The organism is Streptomyces sp. NPDC001709 (genome assembly GCF_053596375.1).
In genome coordinates this window covers 425,142-444,560 of sequence record NZ_JBSFGB010000002.1, presented here as the reverse complement: position 1 = coordinate 444,560, position 19,419 = coordinate 425,142, and the positions used below count along the sequence as shown (strand labels likewise).

The 19,419-nt window shown below is 70.8% G+C and carries 14 protein-coding genes and 3 pseudogenes; 10 read left to right on the top strand and 7 right to left on the bottom strand.

Features of this window, described 5'->3' with window-relative positions; all coding sequences use genetic code 11:
- Positions 1-5 precede the first annotated feature (5 nt).
- The 6 genes and pseudogenes from ACWC0C_RS04860 to ACWC0C_RS04835 all read left to right on the top strand — a co-directional run.
- Positions 6-1,714: pseudogene (locus ACWC0C_RS04860) on the top strand (glycoside hydrolase); the annotation flags it as partial.
- 213 nt (positions 1,715-1,927) lie between these two features.
- The gene (locus ACWC0C_RS04855) at positions 1,928-3,193 is read left to right on the top strand and encodes an ABC transporter substrate-binding protein (protein WP_450861615.1); all 1,266 of its coding nucleotides are present in this window, start codon (positions 1,928-1,930) and stop codon (positions 3,191-3,193) included.
- Between the two features lie 20 nt (positions 3,194-3,213).
- Positions 3,214-4,179: a carbohydrate ABC transporter permease gene (locus tag ACWC0C_RS04850; RefSeq protein ID WP_450861613.1), complete on the top strand. Its 966-nt coding sequence runs from the start codon at positions 3,214-3,216 to the stop codon at positions 4,177-4,179.
- A gap of 23 nt (positions 4,180-4,202) precedes the next feature.
- A complete protein-coding gene (locus ACWC0C_RS04845; RefSeq protein ID WP_450861728.1) occupies positions 4,203-5,018 on the top strand; it encodes a carbohydrate ABC transporter permease in 816 nt (271 codons plus the stop codon).
- A 12-nt stretch (positions 5,019-5,030) separates the two neighbouring features.
- Positions 5,031-7,934 (top strand): glycoside hydrolase family 2 TIM barrel-domain containing protein, encoded by a 2,904-nt coding sequence (locus ACWC0C_RS04840; RefSeq protein ID WP_450861611.1) that lies wholly within the window; start codon positions 5,031-5,033, stop codon positions 7,932-7,934.
- Positions 7,935-8,099: 165 nt separating this feature from the next.
- Positions 8,100-9,266: an MFS transporter gene (locus ACWC0C_RS04835; RefSeq protein ID WP_450861609.1), complete on the top strand. Its 1,167-nt coding sequence runs from the start codon at positions 8,100-8,102 to the stop codon at positions 9,264-9,266.
- 37 nt (positions 9,267-9,303) lie between these two features.
- On the opposite strand, the gene ACWC0C_RS04830 is transcribed toward ACWC0C_RS04835, so the two are convergent.
- A complete protein-coding gene (locus ACWC0C_RS04830) occupies positions 9,304-10,518 on the bottom strand; it encodes an MFS transporter (RefSeq protein ID WP_450861607.1) in 1,215 nt (404 codons plus the stop codon).
- 122 nt (positions 10,519-10,640) lie between these two features.
- On the opposite strand from ACWC0C_RS04830, the gene ACWC0C_RS04825 reads away from it, so the two are divergent.
- The 3 genes from ACWC0C_RS04825 to ACWC0C_RS04815 all read left to right on the top strand — a co-directional run bounded on the left by ACWC0C_RS04825 (position 10,641) and on the right by ACWC0C_RS04815 (position 13,356).
- Positions 10,641-11,957, top strand: coding sequence for a jacalin-like lectin (locus ACWC0C_RS04825; RefSeq protein ID WP_450861726.1), 1,317 nt, complete (start codon positions 10,641-10,643; stop codon positions 11,955-11,957).
- A 104-nt stretch (positions 11,958-12,061) separates the two neighbouring features.
- Positions 12,062-12,640, top strand: a complete 579-nt coding sequence (locus tag ACWC0C_RS04820) for a TetR/AcrR family transcriptional regulator (RefSeq protein WP_450861605.1) — start codon at positions 12,062-12,064, stop codon at positions 12,638-12,640.
- A complete protein-coding gene (locus ACWC0C_RS04815) occupies positions 12,637-13,356 on the top strand; it encodes an alpha/beta fold hydrolase (protein ID WP_450861604.1) in 720 nt (239 codons plus the stop codon). Before ACWC0C_RS04820 ends, ACWC0C_RS04815 begins: the two co-directional genes overlap by 4 nt.
- Here the strand turns inward: ACWC0C_RS04815 and ACWC0C_RS04810 are convergent.
- The 6 genes and pseudogenes from ACWC0C_RS04810 to ACWC0C_RS04785 all read right to left on the bottom strand — a co-directional run bounded on the left by ACWC0C_RS04810 (position 13,290) and on the right by ACWC0C_RS04785 (position 18,224).
- Complete coding sequence (locus tag ACWC0C_RS04810; RefSeq protein ID WP_450861602.1) at positions 13,290-14,099, bottom strand: isocitrate lyase/PEP mutase family protein; 810 nt, start codon at positions 14,097-14,099, stop codon at positions 13,290-13,292. The genes ACWC0C_RS04815 and ACWC0C_RS04810 overlap by 67 nt on opposite strands.
- A 182-nt stretch (positions 14,100-14,281) precedes the next feature.
- The gene (locus tag ACWC0C_RS04805) at positions 14,282-14,650 is read right to left on the bottom strand and encodes a VOC family protein (protein WP_450861600.1); all 369 of its coding nucleotides are present in this window, start codon (positions 14,648-14,650) and stop codon (positions 14,282-14,284) included.
- Between the two features lie 121 nt (positions 14,651-14,771).
- A complete protein-coding gene (locus ACWC0C_RS04800) occupies positions 14,772-16,475 on the bottom strand; it encodes a DUF2264 domain-containing protein (RefSeq protein ID WP_450861724.1) in 1,704 nt (567 codons plus the stop codon).
- Between the two features lie 68 nt (positions 16,476-16,543).
- Positions 16,544-16,912 (bottom strand): annotated as a pseudogene (locus tag ACWC0C_RS04795) (carbohydrate esterase); the annotation flags it as partial.
- Positions 16,895-17,137: pseudogene (locus ACWC0C_RS04790) on the bottom strand (beta-xylosidase); the annotation flags it as partial. The pseudogenes ACWC0C_RS04790 and ACWC0C_RS04795, both read right to left, overlap by 18 nt.
- Before the next feature lies 1 nt (position 17,138).
- The gene (locus ACWC0C_RS04785; RefSeq protein ID WP_449194677.1) at positions 17,139-18,224 is read right to left on the bottom strand and encodes a glycoside hydrolase family 43 protein; all 1,086 of its coding nucleotides are present in this window, start codon (positions 18,222-18,224) and stop codon (positions 17,139-17,141) included.
- A gap of 176 nt (positions 18,225-18,400) precedes the next feature.
- Between ACWC0C_RS04785 and mmuM the strand changes: the two genes are divergently transcribed.
- Entirely contained in the window at positions 18,401-19,327 is a 927-nt protein-coding gene (gene mmuM / locus ACWC0C_RS04780; RefSeq protein WP_450861597.1) for a homocysteine S-methyltransferase, read from the top strand.
- Positions 19,328-19,419 lie beyond the last annotated feature (92 nt).

Below are 19,419 nucleotides of genomic sequence, written 5' to 3'. Positions count from 1 at the left end.
AAGGGATGCACGTGTCTCACCCCCGCAAGAGATCCCTGCTGCTGACAGCCTCCGCCGCACTGGCCGTCACCGGAGCCCTCCTCACCTCCCCGTCCGCGAGCGCCACCGCCGCCCCGGCCCCCGCCGAGGTCTCCCCCCACGCCGCGCAGACCATCGACAACATCGGTGCGTCCGGCGCCTGGTGGGTCAACGACCTCCAGCACTTCGACCCCAGGGTCCAGGCCCGGGTCGCCCGACTCCTCTTCTCCAAGCAGGGCTTGGACCTCAGCTCGTACCGCTACAACATCGGCGGCGGCGGTGTCGCCGTCACCACCCCGGCCCGCGCCGCCGAGGACTTCCTCGATCCCGACGGCTCGTACGACTGGAGCCGGGACAGGGGCGGCCGGACGTTCCTGAAGTACGCCGCGCAGTACGGCGTGGAGGACCTGATCGGCTTCGTCAACAGCGCGCCCGCCCGGTGGACGACCAACGGCAAGAGCTGCGGCGGCCGGTTGAAGGCGGAGAACGAGTCCGACTTCGCCAAGTACATCGCCGATGTGACCGACCACTTCGCGCGGCAGGGCGTGAAGCTCGACTACATCAGTCCCTTCAACGAGCCGGACAACAGCTTCGCCGACTGCGGCCAGGAGGGCATGCCGGTGCCGGTCGACCAGCGCGACGACATCGTGCGCGCGCTGGGCGCCGAGCAGCGGGCCCGGCACGGGAAGACGTCGGTCATCGCCGACGAGTCCAGCAAGACCACGCAGTTCACCAGCGAGGTCCCGCAGTGGATCGCACAGCCCGGCACCGCGCAGTACGTGTCCAAGCTGGCCCATCACACGTACGACAACCCGGACGACGGCCGGCTCGCAAACGTCTACGAGACGTCGAGGTCGGTCGGGAAGACGCCCTGGGCCACCGAGATCTGCTGCTTCGGCAAGGGCAGCACCGGCTGGAACCAGGAGTACGACCCGACGATCGACAACGCGCTGCTGATGTCGCGGATCATCTACAAGGACTTCGCGACCTCCCACGACTCGGCGTTCCAGTGGTGGGTGGCTCTCGCCAGCGGCTACGGCGCCGATCCGAACACGAGGAACGACCAGGGCTGGAACGACGGCCTCATCTACTACGACCCCGACTACGCGACGAACGGCAACCAGAAGCTGTACTTCACCAAGCGGTACTACGCGCTGGGCCAGTACAGCAGGTTCGTCCGGCCGGGCGCGGTCGCGCACAACGTGACCGGGGCCCCGGACGGCGTGGAGGTGTCGTCGTACGACCGGAACGGGCAGTGGGTGGTCGTGGTGAACAACCACAACACCACCGACACCGCGCTGAACCTGCACTTCAACAGCGACACACCGGTGCGGGCCACGCAGGCGGTGCGGACGTCGGCGGACGAGAACTGGGCGAAGGTCGCGAAACCGGATGTCAGCGGCGGAACCGTTTCCACAACTCTGGCCGCCCGTTCCATCACGACGTACGTCTTCGACCAGGAGGACCACGGCAGTAGGGACCAGAGCAGTTCTGCGCTGACCGGCGCCCTGGTGGGCAGGCAGTCCGGCAAGTGCCTGACCGCCGACGCCTCGGGCGCCACGATCGCCTCCTGCACGGGCGCGGCGGGACAGTCGTGGCGTACGACGCGAGGGGCACCCTGAAGGGCGCGAACGGCCATCTGACGGCGGGGAGTTCGGGACTGACAGCCACCGCCACGCCCGCCGGCGACGGCACCTTTTCCCTGACCGAGGGCCGCCGGACACTCCCCTGACCGGACGGCCCTCATCTCCCTTCCCCCGCCCGGACGTTCGGTATTCCGAACTGGATACAACGCTTCGAGCAGACTTCGTCCAACCCCTTGCTGAAGCATTAGCCGAAGGTTAACGTCCCGCACCAGCCTTAGCCGCACGCGCACCCGCACCCGCACTCGACAGACAAGGACGTCACCATGTCGGCACAGAGCAACAGCGCCTGGGACCGCCGTTCGATACTCCGGGCCGCCGCCGGTCTGACCGTCGCCGCCCCGCTCGCCGCCTGCGGCAGCAACAACGGCCGTGGCTCAGGCTCCGGTTCGGGCAAGCAGCTCACCCAGATGTTCCACGCCTACGGCGAGCCGGGGGTGGAGCAGGCGGTCAAGCGGTACGCCGCCGCGTACAAGAAAGCGGACGTGACCACGCAGTGGATCACCAGCGCCGACTACGAGAGCAAGCTCTTCGCCACGCTGCTCACCAAGAACGCCCCCGATGTGTTCGAGTTCCACCCGCAGATCCAGCTGGTCAAGAGCGGCCAGGTCGCGGACCTGAGCGACCTCGTCAATCCGGTCAAGGACGACTTCAACGCGGCCGACATCAAGTCGCACACGGTCGACGGCAAGGTCTACGGCGTCCGGATGATCGACGACCCGCAGTTCTTCTTCTACCGGCCCTCGCTCTTCGAGAAGGCCGGCGTCAAGGTCCCCGAGACCCTGGACGAGCTGATCGAGGCGGCGGCCAAGCTCACCACCGGCAAGATGAAGGGCGTCTACCTCGGCAACGACCTGCACGCCATCGTCAACCCGCTGATCTGGTCCGCGGGCGCCGACACCCTCGACGACAAGAACCGGATCGCCTACCACACGCCCGGCGTCATCGAGGGCCTGAAGAAGCTGCGCAAGCTCTTCACCAGCGGCCATCTGCTCCTCGGTGCCCCGACCGACTTCTGGGACCCCTCCTCGCTCAGCCAGGGTCTGTGTGCCATCCAGTTCTGCGGCATGTGGGCGATGCCGCAGTTCCAGCAGGCGCTCGGCGACGACCTCGGGATCTTCCCCTTCCCGAAGACCGTCGACTCCGGCAAGCCCTCGGTCTACAACGGCGGCTGGTCGATGTTCGTCAACGCCAAGGGCGGCGACGTCGACGCGGCCAAGGAGTACGTGAAGTGGCTGTGGATCGACCAGAAGCAGTACCAGGAGGACTTCTCGACCTCGTACGGCTTCCACATCCCGCCGCGCTCCTCGATCGCCGCCTCGGCGACCAAGCTCAAGTCCGGTCTGCCCGCACAGGGCGTCAAGCTCTTCAACGACTATGGGCACTTCGACAACATCGGCTGGACCCAGGCGATGATCCAGGCGACCTGGGACCTCCTCGCCAACTGCGTCCGCAAGGACGGTGACCCGGAGAAGGCTCTGGACGAGTGCGACAGGACGGTGGGCCGCGAGCTGAAGAAGCTCTTCGGATAGGCCGGCGGACGGACCACGACATGTCGACGACGACCAAGCCCGCCCTCGCGGGCCCCGCCCCGGCGAAGGCCCGACCGGCCCGGACCTGGCGGGGTCTGCGGGGCAGCCGCACCTTCAACTTCTGGCTCTTCCTCAGCCCCTTCCTCATCGGCCTGATCGTCTTCATCTACGTGCCGATCGCCTGGAGTGTCTACCTCAGCTTCTTCGACGCACGCTTCACGGTCACACCGTCGAAGTTCATCGGTTTCGACAACTACTCCTACATGCTGACGGACCCCAAGTTCGTCCACTCGCTCGGCACCTTCACCGTCTTCGCCGCGTTCATCGTGCCGACCACCTGGGCGTCGTCGCTGGGTCTCGCCCTGCTGGTGAACCGGCTCAGGTTCCTGCGGGCGTTCTTCCGGTCGGTGTTCTTCCTGCCGACCGCGTGCAGTTATGTGGCCGCGTCGCTGATCTGGAAGATGTCCCTGTTCAGCGGCGTGCGCTTCGGCCTGATGAACACGGTCCTCGGCTGGTTCGGGATCGACAACATCGCCTGGCTGGCGAGCCCCGATCCGCCCTGGTACTGGCTGGTCATCGTCACGGCACGACTGTGGCTGCAGTCCGGTTTCTACATGATCCTGTTCCTGGCCGCGCTGCAGAACATCCCGGCCGAGCTGTACGAGGCCGCCGCGATCGACGGCGCCAAGCCGGGCTGGCAGACCTTCCGGCACATCACGCTGCCCCAGCTGCGCGCCACGTCGACCGCGGTGATCCTGCTGCTGCTCATCGCCGCGTACCAGGCCTTCGACGAATTCTACAACCTGCTCGACAAGACGACATGGGGCCGGCCGCCGCTGGTCGAGCTGTACTACACCGCCCTGGGCACGGAACAGGACTACGGTGCCGGCAGCGCGGGCGCCGTCATCCTGACCGCGCTGATCGTCGTCGTCACCCTGTTCCAGGGCAAGCTCATGGGCTTCGGAAGGGGTGAGGACTCCAAGTGACCACGAGACGCAGGGGCGGGGTGATGGGCAGCACGGGGCTCTGGATCGCCACCGGTGTCGCCGCCTTCCTCTTCCTGATCCCGTTCTACGTGCTGCTCCGCAACGCCCTGTCCACCGACGCGCGGATCACCGGCGAACACTGGGAGTTCTTCCCCACGCACCTGCAGTGGGGCAACATCGGCGAGCTCTTCGACGACCAGTCGGTGCCGTTCGCCCGGGCCCTGCTGAACTCCACGATCGTCGCCGTCTCCATGACGGTCGGCATCCTGCTGGTGTGCTCGCTCGCCGGCTACGCCCTGGCCCGCATCCCGTACCGGCACGCCAACAAGATCTTCTACGTCGTCCTGGGCACCCTGATGGTCCCGACCTCGGTGACCTTCGTACCGAGCTTCGTACTGGTGTCGTCACTCGGCTGGGTGGACACCTACCGGGGCCTGATCGTCCCGGGCCTGTTCAGTGGTTTCACCTGCTTCCTCTTCCGGCAGTACTTCCTCGGGTTCCCCAAGGAGCTGGAGGAGGCGGCGCGCGTGGACGGGCTCGGCTACTGGGGCGCGTACTGGCGGGTCGTCGTCCCCAACTCGCTGAACTTCTTCGCCGCGATCGCCACAATCACCTTCATCAACGGCTGGAACGCCTTCCTGTGGCCGCTGGTCATCGGGCAGGACCCGAGCTCGTGGACCGTCCAGGTCGCGCTCTCGTCGTACATCACCAACCAGACCGTCATCTTCCACGAGATCTTCTTGGCAACCGCCATTTCCATCCTGCCGCTGCTGTTCGTGTTCCTCTTCCTCCAGCGCTGGCTGGTCCAGGGGATCGCGCAGACCGGCATCAAGGGCTGAGCGAGGAGACCGATGTCATCGCGCACCACCACCGACTACGTCGAGGACGTCTCGCCGGGCTCCGGGGCGCTGCCGCCCCGCGCCTGGTACGCGTCCTCGGACGCCAAGTCCCTGTCCCTGAACGGAAACTGGCGCTTCCGGCTGTCGCGGACGGCCGACGCCGAGGACGACTCCTTCGCCGCGCAGGGGTACGACGCCGGTGACTGGGCGCAGATCCCGGTTCCCGGCCACTGGGTCCTGCAGGGCGGAGGCGCGTTCGGATCCCCGATCTACACCAATCACCTCTACCCGTTCCCGGTCGACCCGCCGCGGGTGCCGACCGAGAACCCGACCGGCGACCATCTGCGCGTCTTCGATCTGCCCCAGGACTGGCCGGACCACGCCGAGGGCGGCGCCGTACTGCGCTTCGACGGGGTGGAGTCCTGCGCCCGGGTGTGGCTGAACGGCACGGATCTCGGCGAGTTCAAGGGGTCCCGGCTGCCGCACGAGTTCGCGGTCGGCCATCTACTGAAAACCGCAGACAATGTACTGGCGGTCCGCGTCCACCAGTGGTCGGCCGGCTCCTATCTGGAGGACCAGGACCAGTGGTGGCTGCCGGGCATCTTCCGTGACGTCACCCTGCTGCACCGCCCGGCGGGCGCCGCCCTCGACTTCTTCGTGCACGCCTCCTACGACCACCGTGCCGGCACCGGCACCCTGCGCGTCGACTCCGACGTGGACGGCCGGGTAACCGTTTCCGAACTCGGTATCGACATCGCGACCGGCAAGAGCGTGACCGTGCCGGTCGAGCCGTGGTCGGCGGAGACGCCCCGGCTGTACGAGGGCACGCTTGCCACCGAGGGCGAGCGGGTGCCGCTGCGCATCGGTTTCCGTACCGTGGAGCTGGCGGACGGCCTGATCAAGGTCAACGGCAGGCCGGTGCTCCTCAAGGGCGTCAACCGGCACGAGTGGCATCCGGAGCAGGGCCGCGCGCTGGACCTCGCCACCATGCGCGAGGACGTGCTGCTGATGAAACGGCACAACATCAACGCCGTCCGCACCTCCCACTACCCGCCGCACCCGGCCTTCCTCGACCTGTGCGACGAGTACGGGCTGTGGGTGATCGACGAGTGCGACCTGGAGACCCACGGCTTCACCGAGCAGGGCTGGCGGGACAACCCCGTCGACGACGACCGCTGGACCCCGGCCCTGCTGGACCGGGCGTCCCGCATGGTCGAACGGGACAAGAACCACCCGTCGGTGGTCATCTGGTCGCTGGGCAACGAGGCCGGCACCGGCCGGGGCCTGACCGCGATGGCCGAGTGGATCAAGGGCAGGGACCCCTCCCGGCTGCTCCACTACGAGGGCGACATCACCTGCCGCGACACCGATGTGTACTCACGGATGTACGCCGACCACGCCGAGGTCGAGCGGATCGGCCGGGGCCTGGACGGCGGCACCCTCAAGCGACGTGAACTTTCCTTCATCCTCTGCGAGTACGCGCACGCCATGGGCAACGGCCCCGGCGGACTCGCCGACTACCAGCGGCTGTTCGAGTCGTACGACCGGCTGCAGGGCGCTTTCGTGTGGGAGTGGATCGACCACGGCATCGCCCATCCGGAACTGGGCTACGCCTACGGCGGCGACTTCGGCGAGGAGCTGCACGACGGCAACTTCGTCTGCGACGGCCTGCTCTTCCCGGACCGGCGGCCCTCCCCCGGCCTGGTGGAGTACAAGAAGGTGATCGAACCGGTCGGCATCACCGGTGACACCGGCGACGGCACGGTCCGGGTCACCAACAAGCAGGACTTCGCCGACCTCTCGGCACTGGCGTTCTCGTGGTCGTACGAGGTCGAGGGGGAGGCGGTGGAGTCCGGCACGCTGTCGGTGCCGGAGCTGGCGGCCGGCGAGTCCGCCGACGTCAAGCTGCCGGCGCCGCCGGCCGGGGCCCCGGCGGGCGAGGCCCACTGGACGGTCCGGGCGGCGCTCGCGGCCGACAGCCCGTGGGCGCCGAAGGGCTATGTGGTGGCCTGGGGCCAGGTCCGGGCGGCGGAGCGACGGGTGCCGGTGGTCGCGGCGACCGCCCGGCCGGTGCCCGGCGACGGGGTGATCACCCTCGGCCCCGGCACCTTCGACGCCCGCACCGGCGCCTTGACGGCCGTCGGTGAGGTGCCCGTCTCCGGGCTGCGCCTGGATGTGTGGCGGGCCACCACCGACAACGACGACGGTGCCCCCTGGCAGTCCGACCTGCGCTACGGACCGCTGTGGCGGAAGCTCGGTCTGCACCGGATGCGACACCGGCTGGACGCGGTGGAGACCGGCGCGCACACGCTGACGGTCCGCACCCGCGTGGCGCCGGCCGCCTGGGAACTGGGGTTGTCGACGGTATACCGCTGGACGTCGGATGGAGACCGTCTGCGGTTGACTGTATGCACCACCCCGGAGGGTGAGTGGACCGTCCCCCTCCCCCGGCTCGGCATCCGCTTCGGGTTGTCCGCGGCCGACCGTGTGCAGTGGTACGGCGGCGGTCCCGGCGAGGCGTATCCGGACACCAGGACGGCGTCGGCGGTCGGCCGTTGGCAGTCGACCGTAGACGATCTGCAGACGCCCTACGTCCGCCCCCAGGAGAACGGCGCCCGCATCGACGTCCGCTGGGCCGAACTCGGCGGCCTGCGTATCGAGGGCGACCCCGCGTTCTGGTTCACCGCCCGCCGCTGGACCACCGAGCAACTGGACGCCGCCACGCACCGCACCGACCTCACCCCCGGCACTGCGTCCGACAGCGGCTCCGCCGCGGGGGTCTGGGTCAACCTCGACCACGGCCAGCACGGCATCGGCTCCCAGTCCTGCGGTCCGGCCCCGCTGCCCCAGTACCACCTGCGGGCCGAACCGGCGGAGTTCTCCTTCGTGTTCTCCACCACCCCGGAGGCCGGCTGACCGCCACGGTCCCGACACCCACCGCGGCCGAACGGCTCCCCACCCGGCCGGCCGCGGCCGCGCCGACCAGGAGGAACGCCCTGTGACCCGAACGGCCGGGGTGCCCGGCAGCATCGAGGTGCGCGCGGCGCGCCGCGCCCTCGGGCACCGCACGGGGGTGGACGGATGACCGCGACCGCGCACGGCACGACGAGCGGTGTACCGGCCCGGCTCGCGGTGCGGCTGGTCTTCGTGGTGCTCGGGGCCACGCAGGGCGGGTGGATAGCGCGGATCCCGGCGATCCGGGACGCGACCGGCCTGGACACGGCCCGGTGGGGCCTGGTGAGCAGTACGTCGGCGGCCGGTGACATCGTGGCGCTGGTGCTGATCACGGTGCTGATCGGCCGGGTCGGCAGCCGTCTGCTGTGTCTGTCCGCCGCCGCGCTGGTGCTGCTCAACGCGCCGGTCCTGGCGGGTGCGTCCAGTGTGTCGGCGCTGGTGGTGGGCCTGGGGCTGTGGGGGCTGTCGGCGACCTTCCTCGCGACCCCGGTGAACGCGATCGCGGTCGCCGTGGAGCGGGCCTCGGGCCGTCCGCTGATGTCCGGTTTCCATGCCTCGTACAGCTGTGGCGTGCTCGCGGGCGGCGCCCTGGGCACCCTCTCGGCGGCCGTCGGACTGGCGCCCGGCGCTCAGATGGCGGTGAGCAGCGGCGTGCTGGGCGCGCTGCTGCTCCTCCTGGGCCGCCGGCTGCCGTCCGACGCGGGCGAGTGGCCAGGGCGCACGGAGCGGCGTCCGCTGCGGCGGCGTTTCACACCGCAGTTGCGGCTGCTCGCCGGGATCGCGTTCCTCGGCTCGTTCGTCGAGGGCGCGGCCTCCCAGTGGAGTTCGGTGTACACGGCGGACTACCTGGCGGTCGGGTCGGCGCTGGGTGCGGCGACCTACACCTGTTTCTCGGTGGCGATCCTGGCAGGCAGGCTGCTGGGGGACGCGGGGGTGGCCCGGTGGGGCCGGCGCGGCTTTCTGCGGCTGTCGCTGCTGATGGTGGCGGCGGGTGTGGCCTTGGCCGTGTCCCGCCCCCAACTGCCTTTCGCCGTCGCCGGATTCACGCTCACCGGACTCGGTGTCGCCTGTGTGCTGCCGGCCGTGATCGCCCTGGCGGGCCGGCAGCCCGGGGTGCCCGCCGGGGAGGGGGTCTCGGTGGTGTCGATCGGCCAGTGGCCGGGCTTCCTGCTGGCGGGCCCGGCGGTGGGACTGGCGGCCGGGGTGACGGGTCTCCGGGTGGCGCTGCTCGCCCTGGCGGCGGCGGGCCTGGGGGCGGCGCTGCTCGCGGGTCGTACGAGAGTGCCTTCCTGAGCGTCCCGGGGCACGTCGAGTGGCGCGGAAGGCGGGGTCAGGCCGTGCGGACCGGGGTGAGGAGGGCGGTGAGGGCGAGCAGGACGCAGGTGGTGCCCGCGGTCAGGGCGGCCGGTTCGGTGCCCCAGCGGCCGGCGGCCCAGGTGAGGAGGGCGGCGCCGACCGGAGCGGCGGAGTACTGCAGGGTCCAGTAGGCGGAGGTGACCCGGCCGAGCAGGTGTTCCGGGGTGACCTCCTGGCGCAGGGACATCGAGCAGGTGCCGGCGATGCCGACGCCGGCCAGGAAGACGGCGGCGAGGACGGCGACCGCGGGTACGGCGCCGACCCGGCCGAGACCGGCGCAGGCGAACCCGCACAGCGCGGTCGCGCCGATCCAGGCGGTGCCGAAGCCGACCAGGCGGCGGACGCGGGCGACGAGCAGCGATCCGGCGATGGTGCCGAGCGCGCCGGCGGCCATGACGGTGCCGACGGTGCCGTCATCGTGGCCGAGGTCGTGTTTCAGGTGGTAGATGACCAGGTCGTTCAGGCCGAGGGTGAGGAAGCTGAAGCCGAACAGCAGGGCCGTCAGCGAGCGCAGCAGGGGGTGCCGGTACAGGAAGGCGATGCCGGTGCGCAGGTCCTGCCGTACGGTGCTGCGGCCGGGCGCGGGGGTGTCGTCGCCGGTCCGGGGGCGCAGTCGTACCCAGCGCAGGCACGCGGCGGAGGCGGCGAAGCTGGCCGCGTCGACGGCGACGGCGGCGGCCGGACCGGTCCAGGCGGCGACCAGCCCCGCGCCCACGGGCCCGAGCACTCCGGCCGCCGCGGCGGTGGCGTTCAGCAGGCCGTTGGCCTCGGTGAGCCGCGCGGTGCCGACGAGCCCGCGGACCACGGTGACGTACCCGACGGCGAAGAACATGCCGACGGCCTCACAGACCGGCAGCACCGCGTACAGCAGCCAGATGCGGGGCCCGAAGGCCCACACGAGCGGGATCAGACCGTACAGGACCATACGGACGAGGTCACACGTGATGAGGAGCCGCCGCCGGTCGACGCGGTCCACGACGGTGCCCGCGAACACGGCGGCGAGGACGGCGGCGGCCCCGCCCACGGCGGTGAGCAGCCCCATCCGGGCCACCGATCCGGTCGCCTCCAGCACCAGCAGGGGCAGCGCGATCAGGGCGAAGGAGTCACCGAGGACGGAGAGGGTCTGGGCGACCCAGAAGACGACGAAGTCCCGCTGTCGTAACAGGGGTTGGGGGTCGTCACGCTGCACCTGGTCACCTTACACAAGTGGTCCAGGAGTCCACTCCCAGGCCATGCATTAATGTTGAACAGTTTTCTCAACTACCCTTCAAAAACAGGTGAGTTGACATGAACATGAGTCACATGCGACCCATCAGACGACTCCTCGGCGCCCTCGCGGCCGGCGCGCTGGCCCTCACCGGACTCACCCTGTCCGCCGGTCCCGCACAGGCCGCCGGCTCGGGCACCTTCAACGTGCTGACGTACAACGTGGCGGGCTTGCCGGAGGGGCTCAGCTCCAGCCATCCGGCCACCAACACCCCGCTGATCTCACCGAGGTTGGCGCGGTACGACATCGTCGACGTCCAGGAGGACTTCAACTACCACTCGGCGCTGTACGCGGGCGACGACCATCCCTACCGCACGGCGACCAGCGGCGGCGCCGGAATCGGCGACGGCCTCAACACCCTGTCCCGCTACCCCTTCGAGGACTTCGAGCGGGTCAAGTGGAACGACTGCACCGGCACCAACTGCCTGACCCCGAAGGGCTTCACCCTGGCCCGGGTACGGCTCGCCGAGGGTGTCTACGTCGACCTGTACAACCTCCACCCGAACGCCGACGACACCGACGACGCCCTCGCCGCACGCCGCGCCAACATCACTCAGCTGTCGGAGTTCATCCGGGCCAACTCGGCCGGCAACGCGGTGATCGTCATGGGTGACACCAACACCCGCTACACCCGGACCGGCGACAACATCCGCAAGCTCGTCGACGACAACCACCTGACCGACGCCTGGGTGCGGCTGGTCAAGGGCGGTACGGCCCCCACGCAGGGCGCCGACCCGCTGCTGTGCCCGACGTCCGCGCCGCCGAACGACTGCGAGGTGGTGGACAAGGTGCTCTACCGCGGCAACGACCTCGTCTCGCTCTCCGCGACCCGGTACAACGACGAGTGGGCGAAGTTCCTGGACTCCGCCGGCGGCAACCTCTCCGACCACTTCCCGCACACCGTCGACTTCTCCTACACCCTCAACCCGAAGCTCCGGGCGAGCGACTTCTTCGGCGGCCCGCACGGTACGGCGTTCACCGACGCCGACGACCTCCCGGCCGCCCTCGCCCCGCGCACCCTCACCCTGCGCGGTGCCGCCCGGCTGGACGCGGTGTCCCTCACGTACGACGACGGCGCGGTCCTCGGCCACGGCGGCACGGGCGGTACGGCCACCTCCTTCACCCTCGCTTCCGGCGAACACCTCACCTCGGTGCAGCTGACGGAGGGCCAGAAGGACGGCCACACCCGGATCTTCTCCGCCGCGTTCACCACGGACCGGGGCCGGACCCTGTCCGCCGGTACGGTGACGACCGACACGGCCACCTTCACCGCACCGTCCGGCTGGCAGATCGTCGGCTTCACCGGCCGCGCGGGCGACGAGATCGACAAACTGGGAGTGCTGTACGAACCGATGGGCTGAGTCCCGTAAGTGGGCCCGTCACTTCACCGCTCAACCTCGTCCCCTCCCCTAAACCTAGTTATCCTAGGATTGTCACTAGGCACCCAAGGAGGAGGGGATCGCGGATGGCTCGAGCGGGCCTCACCGTCGACCGTGTCGTCACGGCCGCCGCCGAACTCGCCGACGAGTCCGGCTTCGAGAACGTCACCCTGTCCGCGCTGGCCCGCCGCTTCGGGGTGAAGGACGCGAGCCTGTACTCGCACGTCCGGGGCCTCGCGGACCTGCGCACCCGGCTCGCGTTGCATGCCGGCGGCGAGCTGATCGACCGGATCGCGGTGGCCGTGGCAGGCCACGCGGGCAAGGACGCGCTGACCGCCTTCGCCGGCGCCTACCGCGCGTACGCCCTGGAGCACCCCGGCCGGTACGCGGCCACCCAGATCCGCATCGACCAGTCCCTGATCGCCGGTTCCCCGGCCCTGCGCCGCACCGCCGAGATCACCTACGGCATGCTGCGCGCCTACGGCCTGGACGAGCCCGACCTGACCGACGCCGTACGCCTGCTGCGCAGCACCTTCCACGGCTACTGCGCCCTGGAGTCCGCCGGAGGCTTCGGCGCGGACCGGGACGTACAGGCCTCCTGGGACAAGGCGATCGACGCACTGCACCTCGCCCTCACCCACTGGCCCCGGGAGGACCGGGAATGATGACGGAACAGCCTCACTACGACGTCACGGGCAGCGGTCCCGTGCTGCTGGTCCTGCCGGGCGGGGCCGGACACCCGATGGGGCTCGGGCCGCTGACCGAGCGGCTGGCCGCGCACTTCACCGTGGTGACCTACGACCCGCTCGGGCTCGCCCACGGCCGGCTCGGCCTGCCGGTTCCGGAACAGCGGGTGGCGGACTGGAGCGAGGGCGCGCACCGGGTGCTGGAGGAAGTGCTTCCGGCGGGCGGACCGGCGTACGTGTTCGGGACCAGCTCCGGCGGGATCACCGCCCTGGACCTGCTCGCCCGGCACCCCGGGCGGCTGGCGCACGTGGTCGCGCACGAACCGCCGTGCGTGACGGCGCTGCCGGACGGGGAGGAGCGGCGAGCCGAGCTGATCCGGCAGCTGGACGGGCCCGGACGCCCGGCCTCGGAGGGTGAAGCGGCCACCCCGTACGGGGTCTTCCTGGCGCGCGTGCTGTGCCCGTTCACGTCGCACCTGCCGTCCTTCACCGCTCCCCCTGGCGGTCTCACCCTCGCCGCAGGCGCCGACTCGCACGGCCAACCGCTGTACACCACCGCCGAGTTGCTGGCCGAGCGGCTGGGTGGTGGGTTCGTGGAGTTCCCGGGCGGGCATCTGGGCACCCTCGATCACCCGGTGGCGTTCGCGGACCTGCTCACCGACACGTTCCGCTCCAGTGCGCGGACCTCGGCGTAGCTGGGGGTACTTCCGCCGGGGGGCCGCCCCGCGGCGATGCCGGCCACCGCGTCCAGGGCCGCGCCGAGCGCCCGCCGGTACAGCAGCGAACCGAGGCTGACGCGGCGGACGCCGAGGTCGGCGAGCTGGGCGACGGTGGGTCCGGTGGGCGAGTAGAGGATGTTGAGGGGGACGTCGAGGTGCCGGACGAGGGCCGCGATCCGCTCGGGGTCGGTCAGCCCGGGCACGAACACCCCGTCGGCACCGGCCTGTTGACAGGCATCGAGCCGGCGCAGGGTGTCCCGCTCGTCGCCGTCCCCTGACCAGTACGTGTCGGTGCGGGCGTTGACGAACAGACCGGGCACGGACGCCTTCACCGCGGCGATCTTCGCCGCGTGCCGGTCGATCGGCCCCAGGCCGTCCTCCAGGTTGATCCCGACGGCCCCCACGGCCCACAACTCCTTTGCCAGTTCGGCGACTTCGCCGGGATCCGGGCTGAAGCCGTCCTCGGCGTCGACCGAGACGTGCCAGGGCCCCGAGCCGAGGGTCAGGGCGAGGGCCAGGGTCTGCTCCCGGGTCGCGCCCTCACCGTCGGGCAGGCCGACGGCTGCGGCCGTGGCCAGGCTCGTCGTGCCGATCGCGGGAAAGCCCCGGGCAGCGAGCGCGGCCGCCGAGGCATGGTCCCAGGCGTTGGGCAGCAGCAGCGGCACGCCGGGCCGGTGGTGGAGTCCGGCGAACGTCGTCATGGTGGGCTCAGCGGTCATACGGCCACGCTAGGCGCGGGTCGTTTCGGCGCCCACCGAAACGTCCGGGCCGGGTTGTCCGGGCTGCCCGGTCCGATCCGGGCCGTCCGTGCCGATCTGGGCCGTCCGTGCCGATCCGGGCCGCCGAACCGTCCGAACGGTCCGGGTCGCCGAACCATCCGGCGCGGCGCGGCCCGGCCCGGCTACTCCCCGCGCTCGGCCGCGCTGCGCTCCACGCAGAACTCGTTCCCCTCGGGATCGGAGAGGACCGCCCAGCCGGTGCCGTCGGCGTTGCGCCGGTCGTCGACCAGCGTGGCGCCGAGGGCGAGCAGCCGTTCGACCTCCTCGTCGCGGCTGCGGTCCTGGGGCTGGAGGTCGAGGTGGACGCGGTTCTTGACGGTCTTGGCGTCCGGCACGGTGATGAAGAGCATGCCCGCGCCCTCGATCAGGGCCATCGGGTCACCCGGGTGGTCGTCCTCGTGCAGGGGCTGGCCCAGCGCCTGCGCCCAGAAGCTGCCCAGGGCGTAGGCGTCGGCACAGTCGATGGTCACGTGACGGATCTTGGAAGTCATGTCAGGGAGTCTGGTGAGCGACCGTGAAGATCGGCAACCCCTGAAGGCAACCTTTCCCGGCCCGGCGGCCACCGTAGGACACGGCACCCTCAACCTGGCCCTACGCGCCCGTCGCCCCGGCCTACGCCACCCCTTTGACCGGGGCGACGTTCACCCCCGCCGCCGCCAGCCGCACCCGGACCGTGCCTCCCCCGCTCCACCGGACCTCCAACTCCCCCTCCCCGTCCGCCCGCACGGACACCAGTTCCGCCAGCGGCAGCGGATCCCCGTCTCCGGTGAGCCGGGCCAGGGCGACGAAGAGGGTGTCGCCCTCCCCGACGACCCCCGTGAGCGTGCCGGACAGGCCCACGGTGGGCTGGAGTTCGGCCCGTACGCCGTCCCGTGCCGCTCCCCACCCGGTGATCCGCACCGGTGTCCCGGGCGTGGCCCCCGACACCAGATGGGCCCGCACCTCCACCGCACCCTCGGCGAGCACCACGCTCGTCACACCGATCCCGTCGCCCACGGTGTGCCGGGAGGCGATCCACCCCTCGCCGGTCCCGAGCGGCACGATCCCGCTGCGGCCCGGATCGCCGCCGACGATCACGCTGTTGTCGTACGACGCCGAGGGCGCCGTCGCCGTCGAGTAGGCGAGGCGGGTGTAGTAGGGGTCGTAGCGGACATCCTCGCTGCCGTGGTTGTGCAGGCGCACCAGGCCGTCCGAACGGGTCGACTGGATCAGCCAGTTGGGGGCGGGTACGGACCGCACCTCGTCCGCCCGCTCCACCGGGCCCGGTTCCTCGGTCGCCGTCCACACCTCGTGCTCCGGGGGCAGCAGCAGGCCGAGGAAGCCCTTGCTCGCCCAGTACGGGGAGGCCGGGCCCGAGTAGCTCTGGAGTACGGCCTCGTCCGGGCCGAGCCAGCCCAGCGGCAGCAGGCCGCGCTCGTCGACCGCGCCCCGGTCCAGGAAGTACTTCAGCGCGCCCGAGGCCAGCCTGCGGGTCTCACCCGGGGTGAGGGGCGTGCGGCCGGTGAGCGCGCCCAGCCACAGCGGGGCGGCGGTGGCGAACCGGTAGGTGAGGGAGCGGCCCTGGTGCATGGGGGCGCCGTCGCCGCCGAACAGGTGGGCGTAGTCGGCGAGGTGGCGTGACAACCGTCGGCCGTATACAGAAAGCAGTTCACCGTCGTCGGCCAACCATGCGTGGAGGACCGTATACAGGTGCATGGCCCAGCCGTTGTAGTAGTCGAACTTGCGGCCGTCTCCGTCCGTGTACCAGCCGTCGCCGACGTACCACTTCTCGATGCGCTCCAGGCCGCGGTCGACGGCCTTGCGGGCCTGCCCGCTCTCGTGGCCGATCTCCTGGAGAAAGCCGCCGACGGTGACCGGGAACAACTCCCAGTTGCACGGCCAGGGTTCGGCGGTGAGCGCGTCCGCCAGCCAGTCGGCGGTGCGCTGCCGCACGGAGTCGTCCAGCCGGTCCCACAACAGCGGCCGGGTCAGCCGCAGGGCGAGCGCGACCGACGCGGCCTCGACGAGCGGCTGGCCGCGGTCCTCGATGCGCGGCCAGATCCCGCCGGGACCGGCCGCGAGGCCGTCGGCGTAGCGGCCGAGCGCGGTCTCGTCGCGGCGGAAGGCGGCCAGCAGCAGCGTTCGGGCGTATCCCTCCAAGCCGTCGGAGAGGCGGCCCGAGTGGCTCACATGGTCGCCGGGGAGGTGGTAGAGGGCGCGGTCGGGGGTGGCGTAGGGCTCGACGGCGGCCAGCAGGGCGTCGGCGGCGGCCTCCCAGTGGGCGCGGGTGTAGCCGGTGTACGGGCTCGACACGCGGTCGTCGGGGGGCAGTTCGATCACGGTGGTGGCTGTCCTTCCTGACAGGGCCTGGGACGCCCCGGTTCCGGTCGGGGCGCCCCAGGGCTTCATCCCACCCGCACGGCGCCCTCGGGCACCAGGTGCAGGGCGAGGAGTCCGTCGCGGACCAGGCCCGCGCAGAGAGCGGCGCCGTGCACGGAGGTGTGCGTGTTGTCGCGCTTCTCGTTGTAGAGGTAGAGCGCCTTGGAGGCCTCGGGACCGAGGGACTCCACCAGCGCCTTGGTCCTCGCCGTGAGGTCGATCAGGGGGACGTGTTCGGCGGCGGCGACGGACCGGACGACCGCGGGGAGGTCTACGCCGAGACCGTTGACCAGCAGGGCGGTGTTGTTGTTCAGGGTGCCGTCGGCGTTGAACCAGCGGCGGACGATCGCGGTGACCAGCACCGGCTCGCCGCCCTTGGCCCGCACGCCCGCCACGTACCGGAAGGTGTTGTCGCTGTTGCGGTCCTCGCCGAACCAGTAGGAGGAGGAGCCGACCTTGATGACGCCGCCGCCGTGGGCGTGCACCGGGTTGCCCGAGGTATCCGTGAACTGTGTGCCGTTGGTGATCGTCCGCGGTGCCGCCTGGGCCGGTCCGGCTGCCGCCAGTGCCGCGGCGAGGGCGCAGCACACGGCGAGCAGAACGGCGTACACGCGTCTCATCTCACGCACTCCCCTTCACGGTGTCGGCGACAGGGACGCCGAAGTCCGGGGTGCCGTCGGGCTTCCAGCCCAGTCGCTGGATCCGGGTGTGACGGTTGGGGTCGTGCAGGGGGTCTCCGGTGATCTCCTTGTACTGGCGGGCGTGGTAGACGAGGACGTCGCTGCGACCGTCTTCGGCGACGGTGAAGCAGTTGTGGCCGGGCCCGTACTGGCGGGTGGTGTCATTGCTGGTGAAGACCGGCACGGGTGACTTGGACCAGCTCCGGGCGTCCATCAGGTCGCTGTCGGCGTCAGCGGTCAGCAGGCCCATGCAGTAGTGCCGATCGGTGGCGCCGGCCGAGTAGGTGAGGAAGACACGGCCGTTGCGTCGCAGGGCGTACGGGCCCTCGTTGACCTTGTAGCCGACACACTCCCAGTCGTACTCGGGGGTGGAGAGCCGCGCTTGGGGGCCGGTCAGGGTCCAGGGATTGGCCATCTTCGAGATCCACAGCGCGGTGTTGTTGTCCATGCCGGGCTCGTGCTGTGCCCAGACCAGGTAGCGGGTGCCGCGGTGCTTGAAGGTGGTGGCGTCGAGGGAGAAGGTCTCCCACGCGGTCCTGATCTGGCCGCGCTCGGTCCACGTCCCGTGGAAGGGATCGGGGTTGGCGTTCTCCAGCACCCAGATACGGATGGCCCACACGTCCTCGGCCGGGGCCGAGGCGAAGTAGATGTACCACTTGCCGCCGATGCGGTGCAGCTCGGGCGCCCAGATGTGCGCGCCCATCGGACCGGTGGCGTGGGCCCGCCAGATCACCGACTCCGCGGCGGTGGCGAGGCCGTTCAGAGTGCGCGAGCGGCGCAGGACGATGCGGTCGTACTCGGGGACCGTGGCCGTGAAGTAGTAGAAGCCGTCGGTGTGGCGGGTGATGTGCGGGTCGGCACGCTGGAGGACCAGGGGATTGAGGTAGGAAGCCGGTTTCCGGGGGGTGGCGGTGGGGGACGCCTGGGCCGTGCCGGGAGAGGCGGCCAGGGCGCCCGCGGCCAGCGCGGCACCCTTCAGCATCAGTCGGCGGCTGGGGACTTCGGGCACGTCGTGCTCGCGGCTCATGCGGGCTGCCTCTCGATGGGGATTCGAAATATCGGATGCCATCTGTTATTCCGAACGCCGAAAAGGTAAGGGCGGGTCACTGTGAGGTCAATGGGTCCTGCTGGATTCGAGAAAGCCCTTTCTCGCTCTTGGTCGGGCCCACCGCGCCTCTCGTCCGCTTCGACTAGCGTCGTGACATGACCAGCAACACCCACCCCAGCCTCGCCGACACCCTCGCCGCCGGGACCGTCGTGCTCGACGGCGGCATGTCCAACCAGTTGGAGTCGGCCGGCCACGACCTGAGCGATGAGCTGTGGTCGGCACGGCTGCTCGCCGAACGTCCGGAAGCGGTTACGGAGGCGCACCTCGCCTACTTCCGGGCCGGCGCTGACGTGGCCATCACCGCCAGCTACCAGGCCACTTTCGAGGCCTTCGCGCGGCGCGGTATCAGCCATGACGACGCCGCGCGGATGCTCGCGCTGAGCGTGGACCTCGCACGTGAGGCCGCCCGCCGAGCCCGGGACGCCGGTGTCGAGCGGCCGCTGTGGGTGGCGGCCTCGGTCGGGCCGTACGGGGCGATGCTCGCGGACGGCTCCGAGTACCGGGGCCGCTACGGGCTGAGCGTGGACGAGCTGGAGCGCTTCCACCGGCCGCGGATGGAGGTGCTGGCCGGGGCGGCGCCGGACGTCCTCGCACTGGAGACGGTGCCGGACGCCGACGAGGCCGCCGCGCTGCTGCGGACGGTGCGCGGGCTCGGGGTCCCGGCGTGGCTGTCGTACACGGTCGACGGTCGGCACACGCGTGCCGGGCAGCCGCTGGAGGAGGCCTTCGCCCTGGCCGCCGACGTGGACGAGGTGATCGCGGTGGGCGTGAACTGCTGTGCGCCCGAGGACGTGGGGCCCGCGGTGGAGATCGCGGCGCGGGTCACCGGCAAACCGGTCGTGGTCTATCCGAACAGCGGCGAGGCCTGGGACGCCGAGGCACGTGCCTGGACGGGGCGGACGAGGTTCGGCGCCGGGCAGGTGAAGACGTGGCAGGAGGCGGGCGCGAGACTCATCGGGGGCTGCTGCCGGGTGGGGCCGGAGGCGATCGCGTCGATCAGGCAGGCGTTGGACGCGGCCTGAGCCGTGCGCCCTGCGGCCGGGCGGACGCCGGGGTGCTCGGTCTCGACGCGCCGCCCGGCGCCGAGGCGCACGCCCGCAGTTCCGAGTCTGCC

Coding starts and splice junctions, on each gene's coding strand:
- ACWC0C_RS04855 (WP_450861615.1), top strand. CDS start 1,928: ATGTCGGCACAGAGCAACAGCGCCTGGGACCGCCGTTCGATACTCCGG.
- ACWC0C_RS04850 (WP_450861613.1), top strand. CDS start 3,214: ATGTCGACGACGACCAAGCCCGCCCTCGCGGGCCCCGCCCCGGCGAAG.
- ACWC0C_RS04845 (WP_450861728.1), top strand. CDS start 4,203: ATGGGCAGCACGGGGCTCTGGATCGCCACCGGTGTCGCCGCCTTCCTC.
- ACWC0C_RS04840 (WP_450861611.1), top strand. CDS start 5,031: ATGTCATCGCGCACCACCACCGACTACGTCGAGGACGTCTCGCCGGGC.
- ACWC0C_RS04835 (WP_450861609.1), top strand. CDS start 8,100: ATGACCGCGACCGCGCACGGCACGACGAGCGGTGTACCGGCCCGGCTC.
- ACWC0C_RS04820 (WP_450861605.1), top strand. CDS start 12,062: ATGGCTCGAGCGGGCCTCACCGTCGACCGTGTCGTCACGGCCGCCGCC.
- ACWC0C_RS04815 (WP_450861604.1), top strand. CDS start 12,637: ATGATGACGGAACAGCCTCACTACGACGTCACGGGCAGCGGTCCCGTG.
- ACWC0C_RS04810 (WP_450861602.1), bottom strand. CDS start 14,099: ATGACCGCTGAGCCCACCATGACGACGTTCGCCGGACTCCACCACCGG.
- ACWC0C_RS04805 (WP_450861600.1), bottom strand. CDS start 14,650: ATGACTTCCAAGATCCGTCACGTGACCATCGACTGTGCCGACGCCTAC.
- ACWC0C_RS04785 (WP_449194677.1), bottom strand. CDS start 18,224: ATGAGCCGCGAGCACGACGTGCCCGAAGTCCCCAGCCGCCGACTGATG.
- mmuM (WP_450861597.1), top strand. CDS start 18,401: ATGACCAGCAACACCCACCCCAGCCTCGCCGACACCCTCGCCGCCGGG.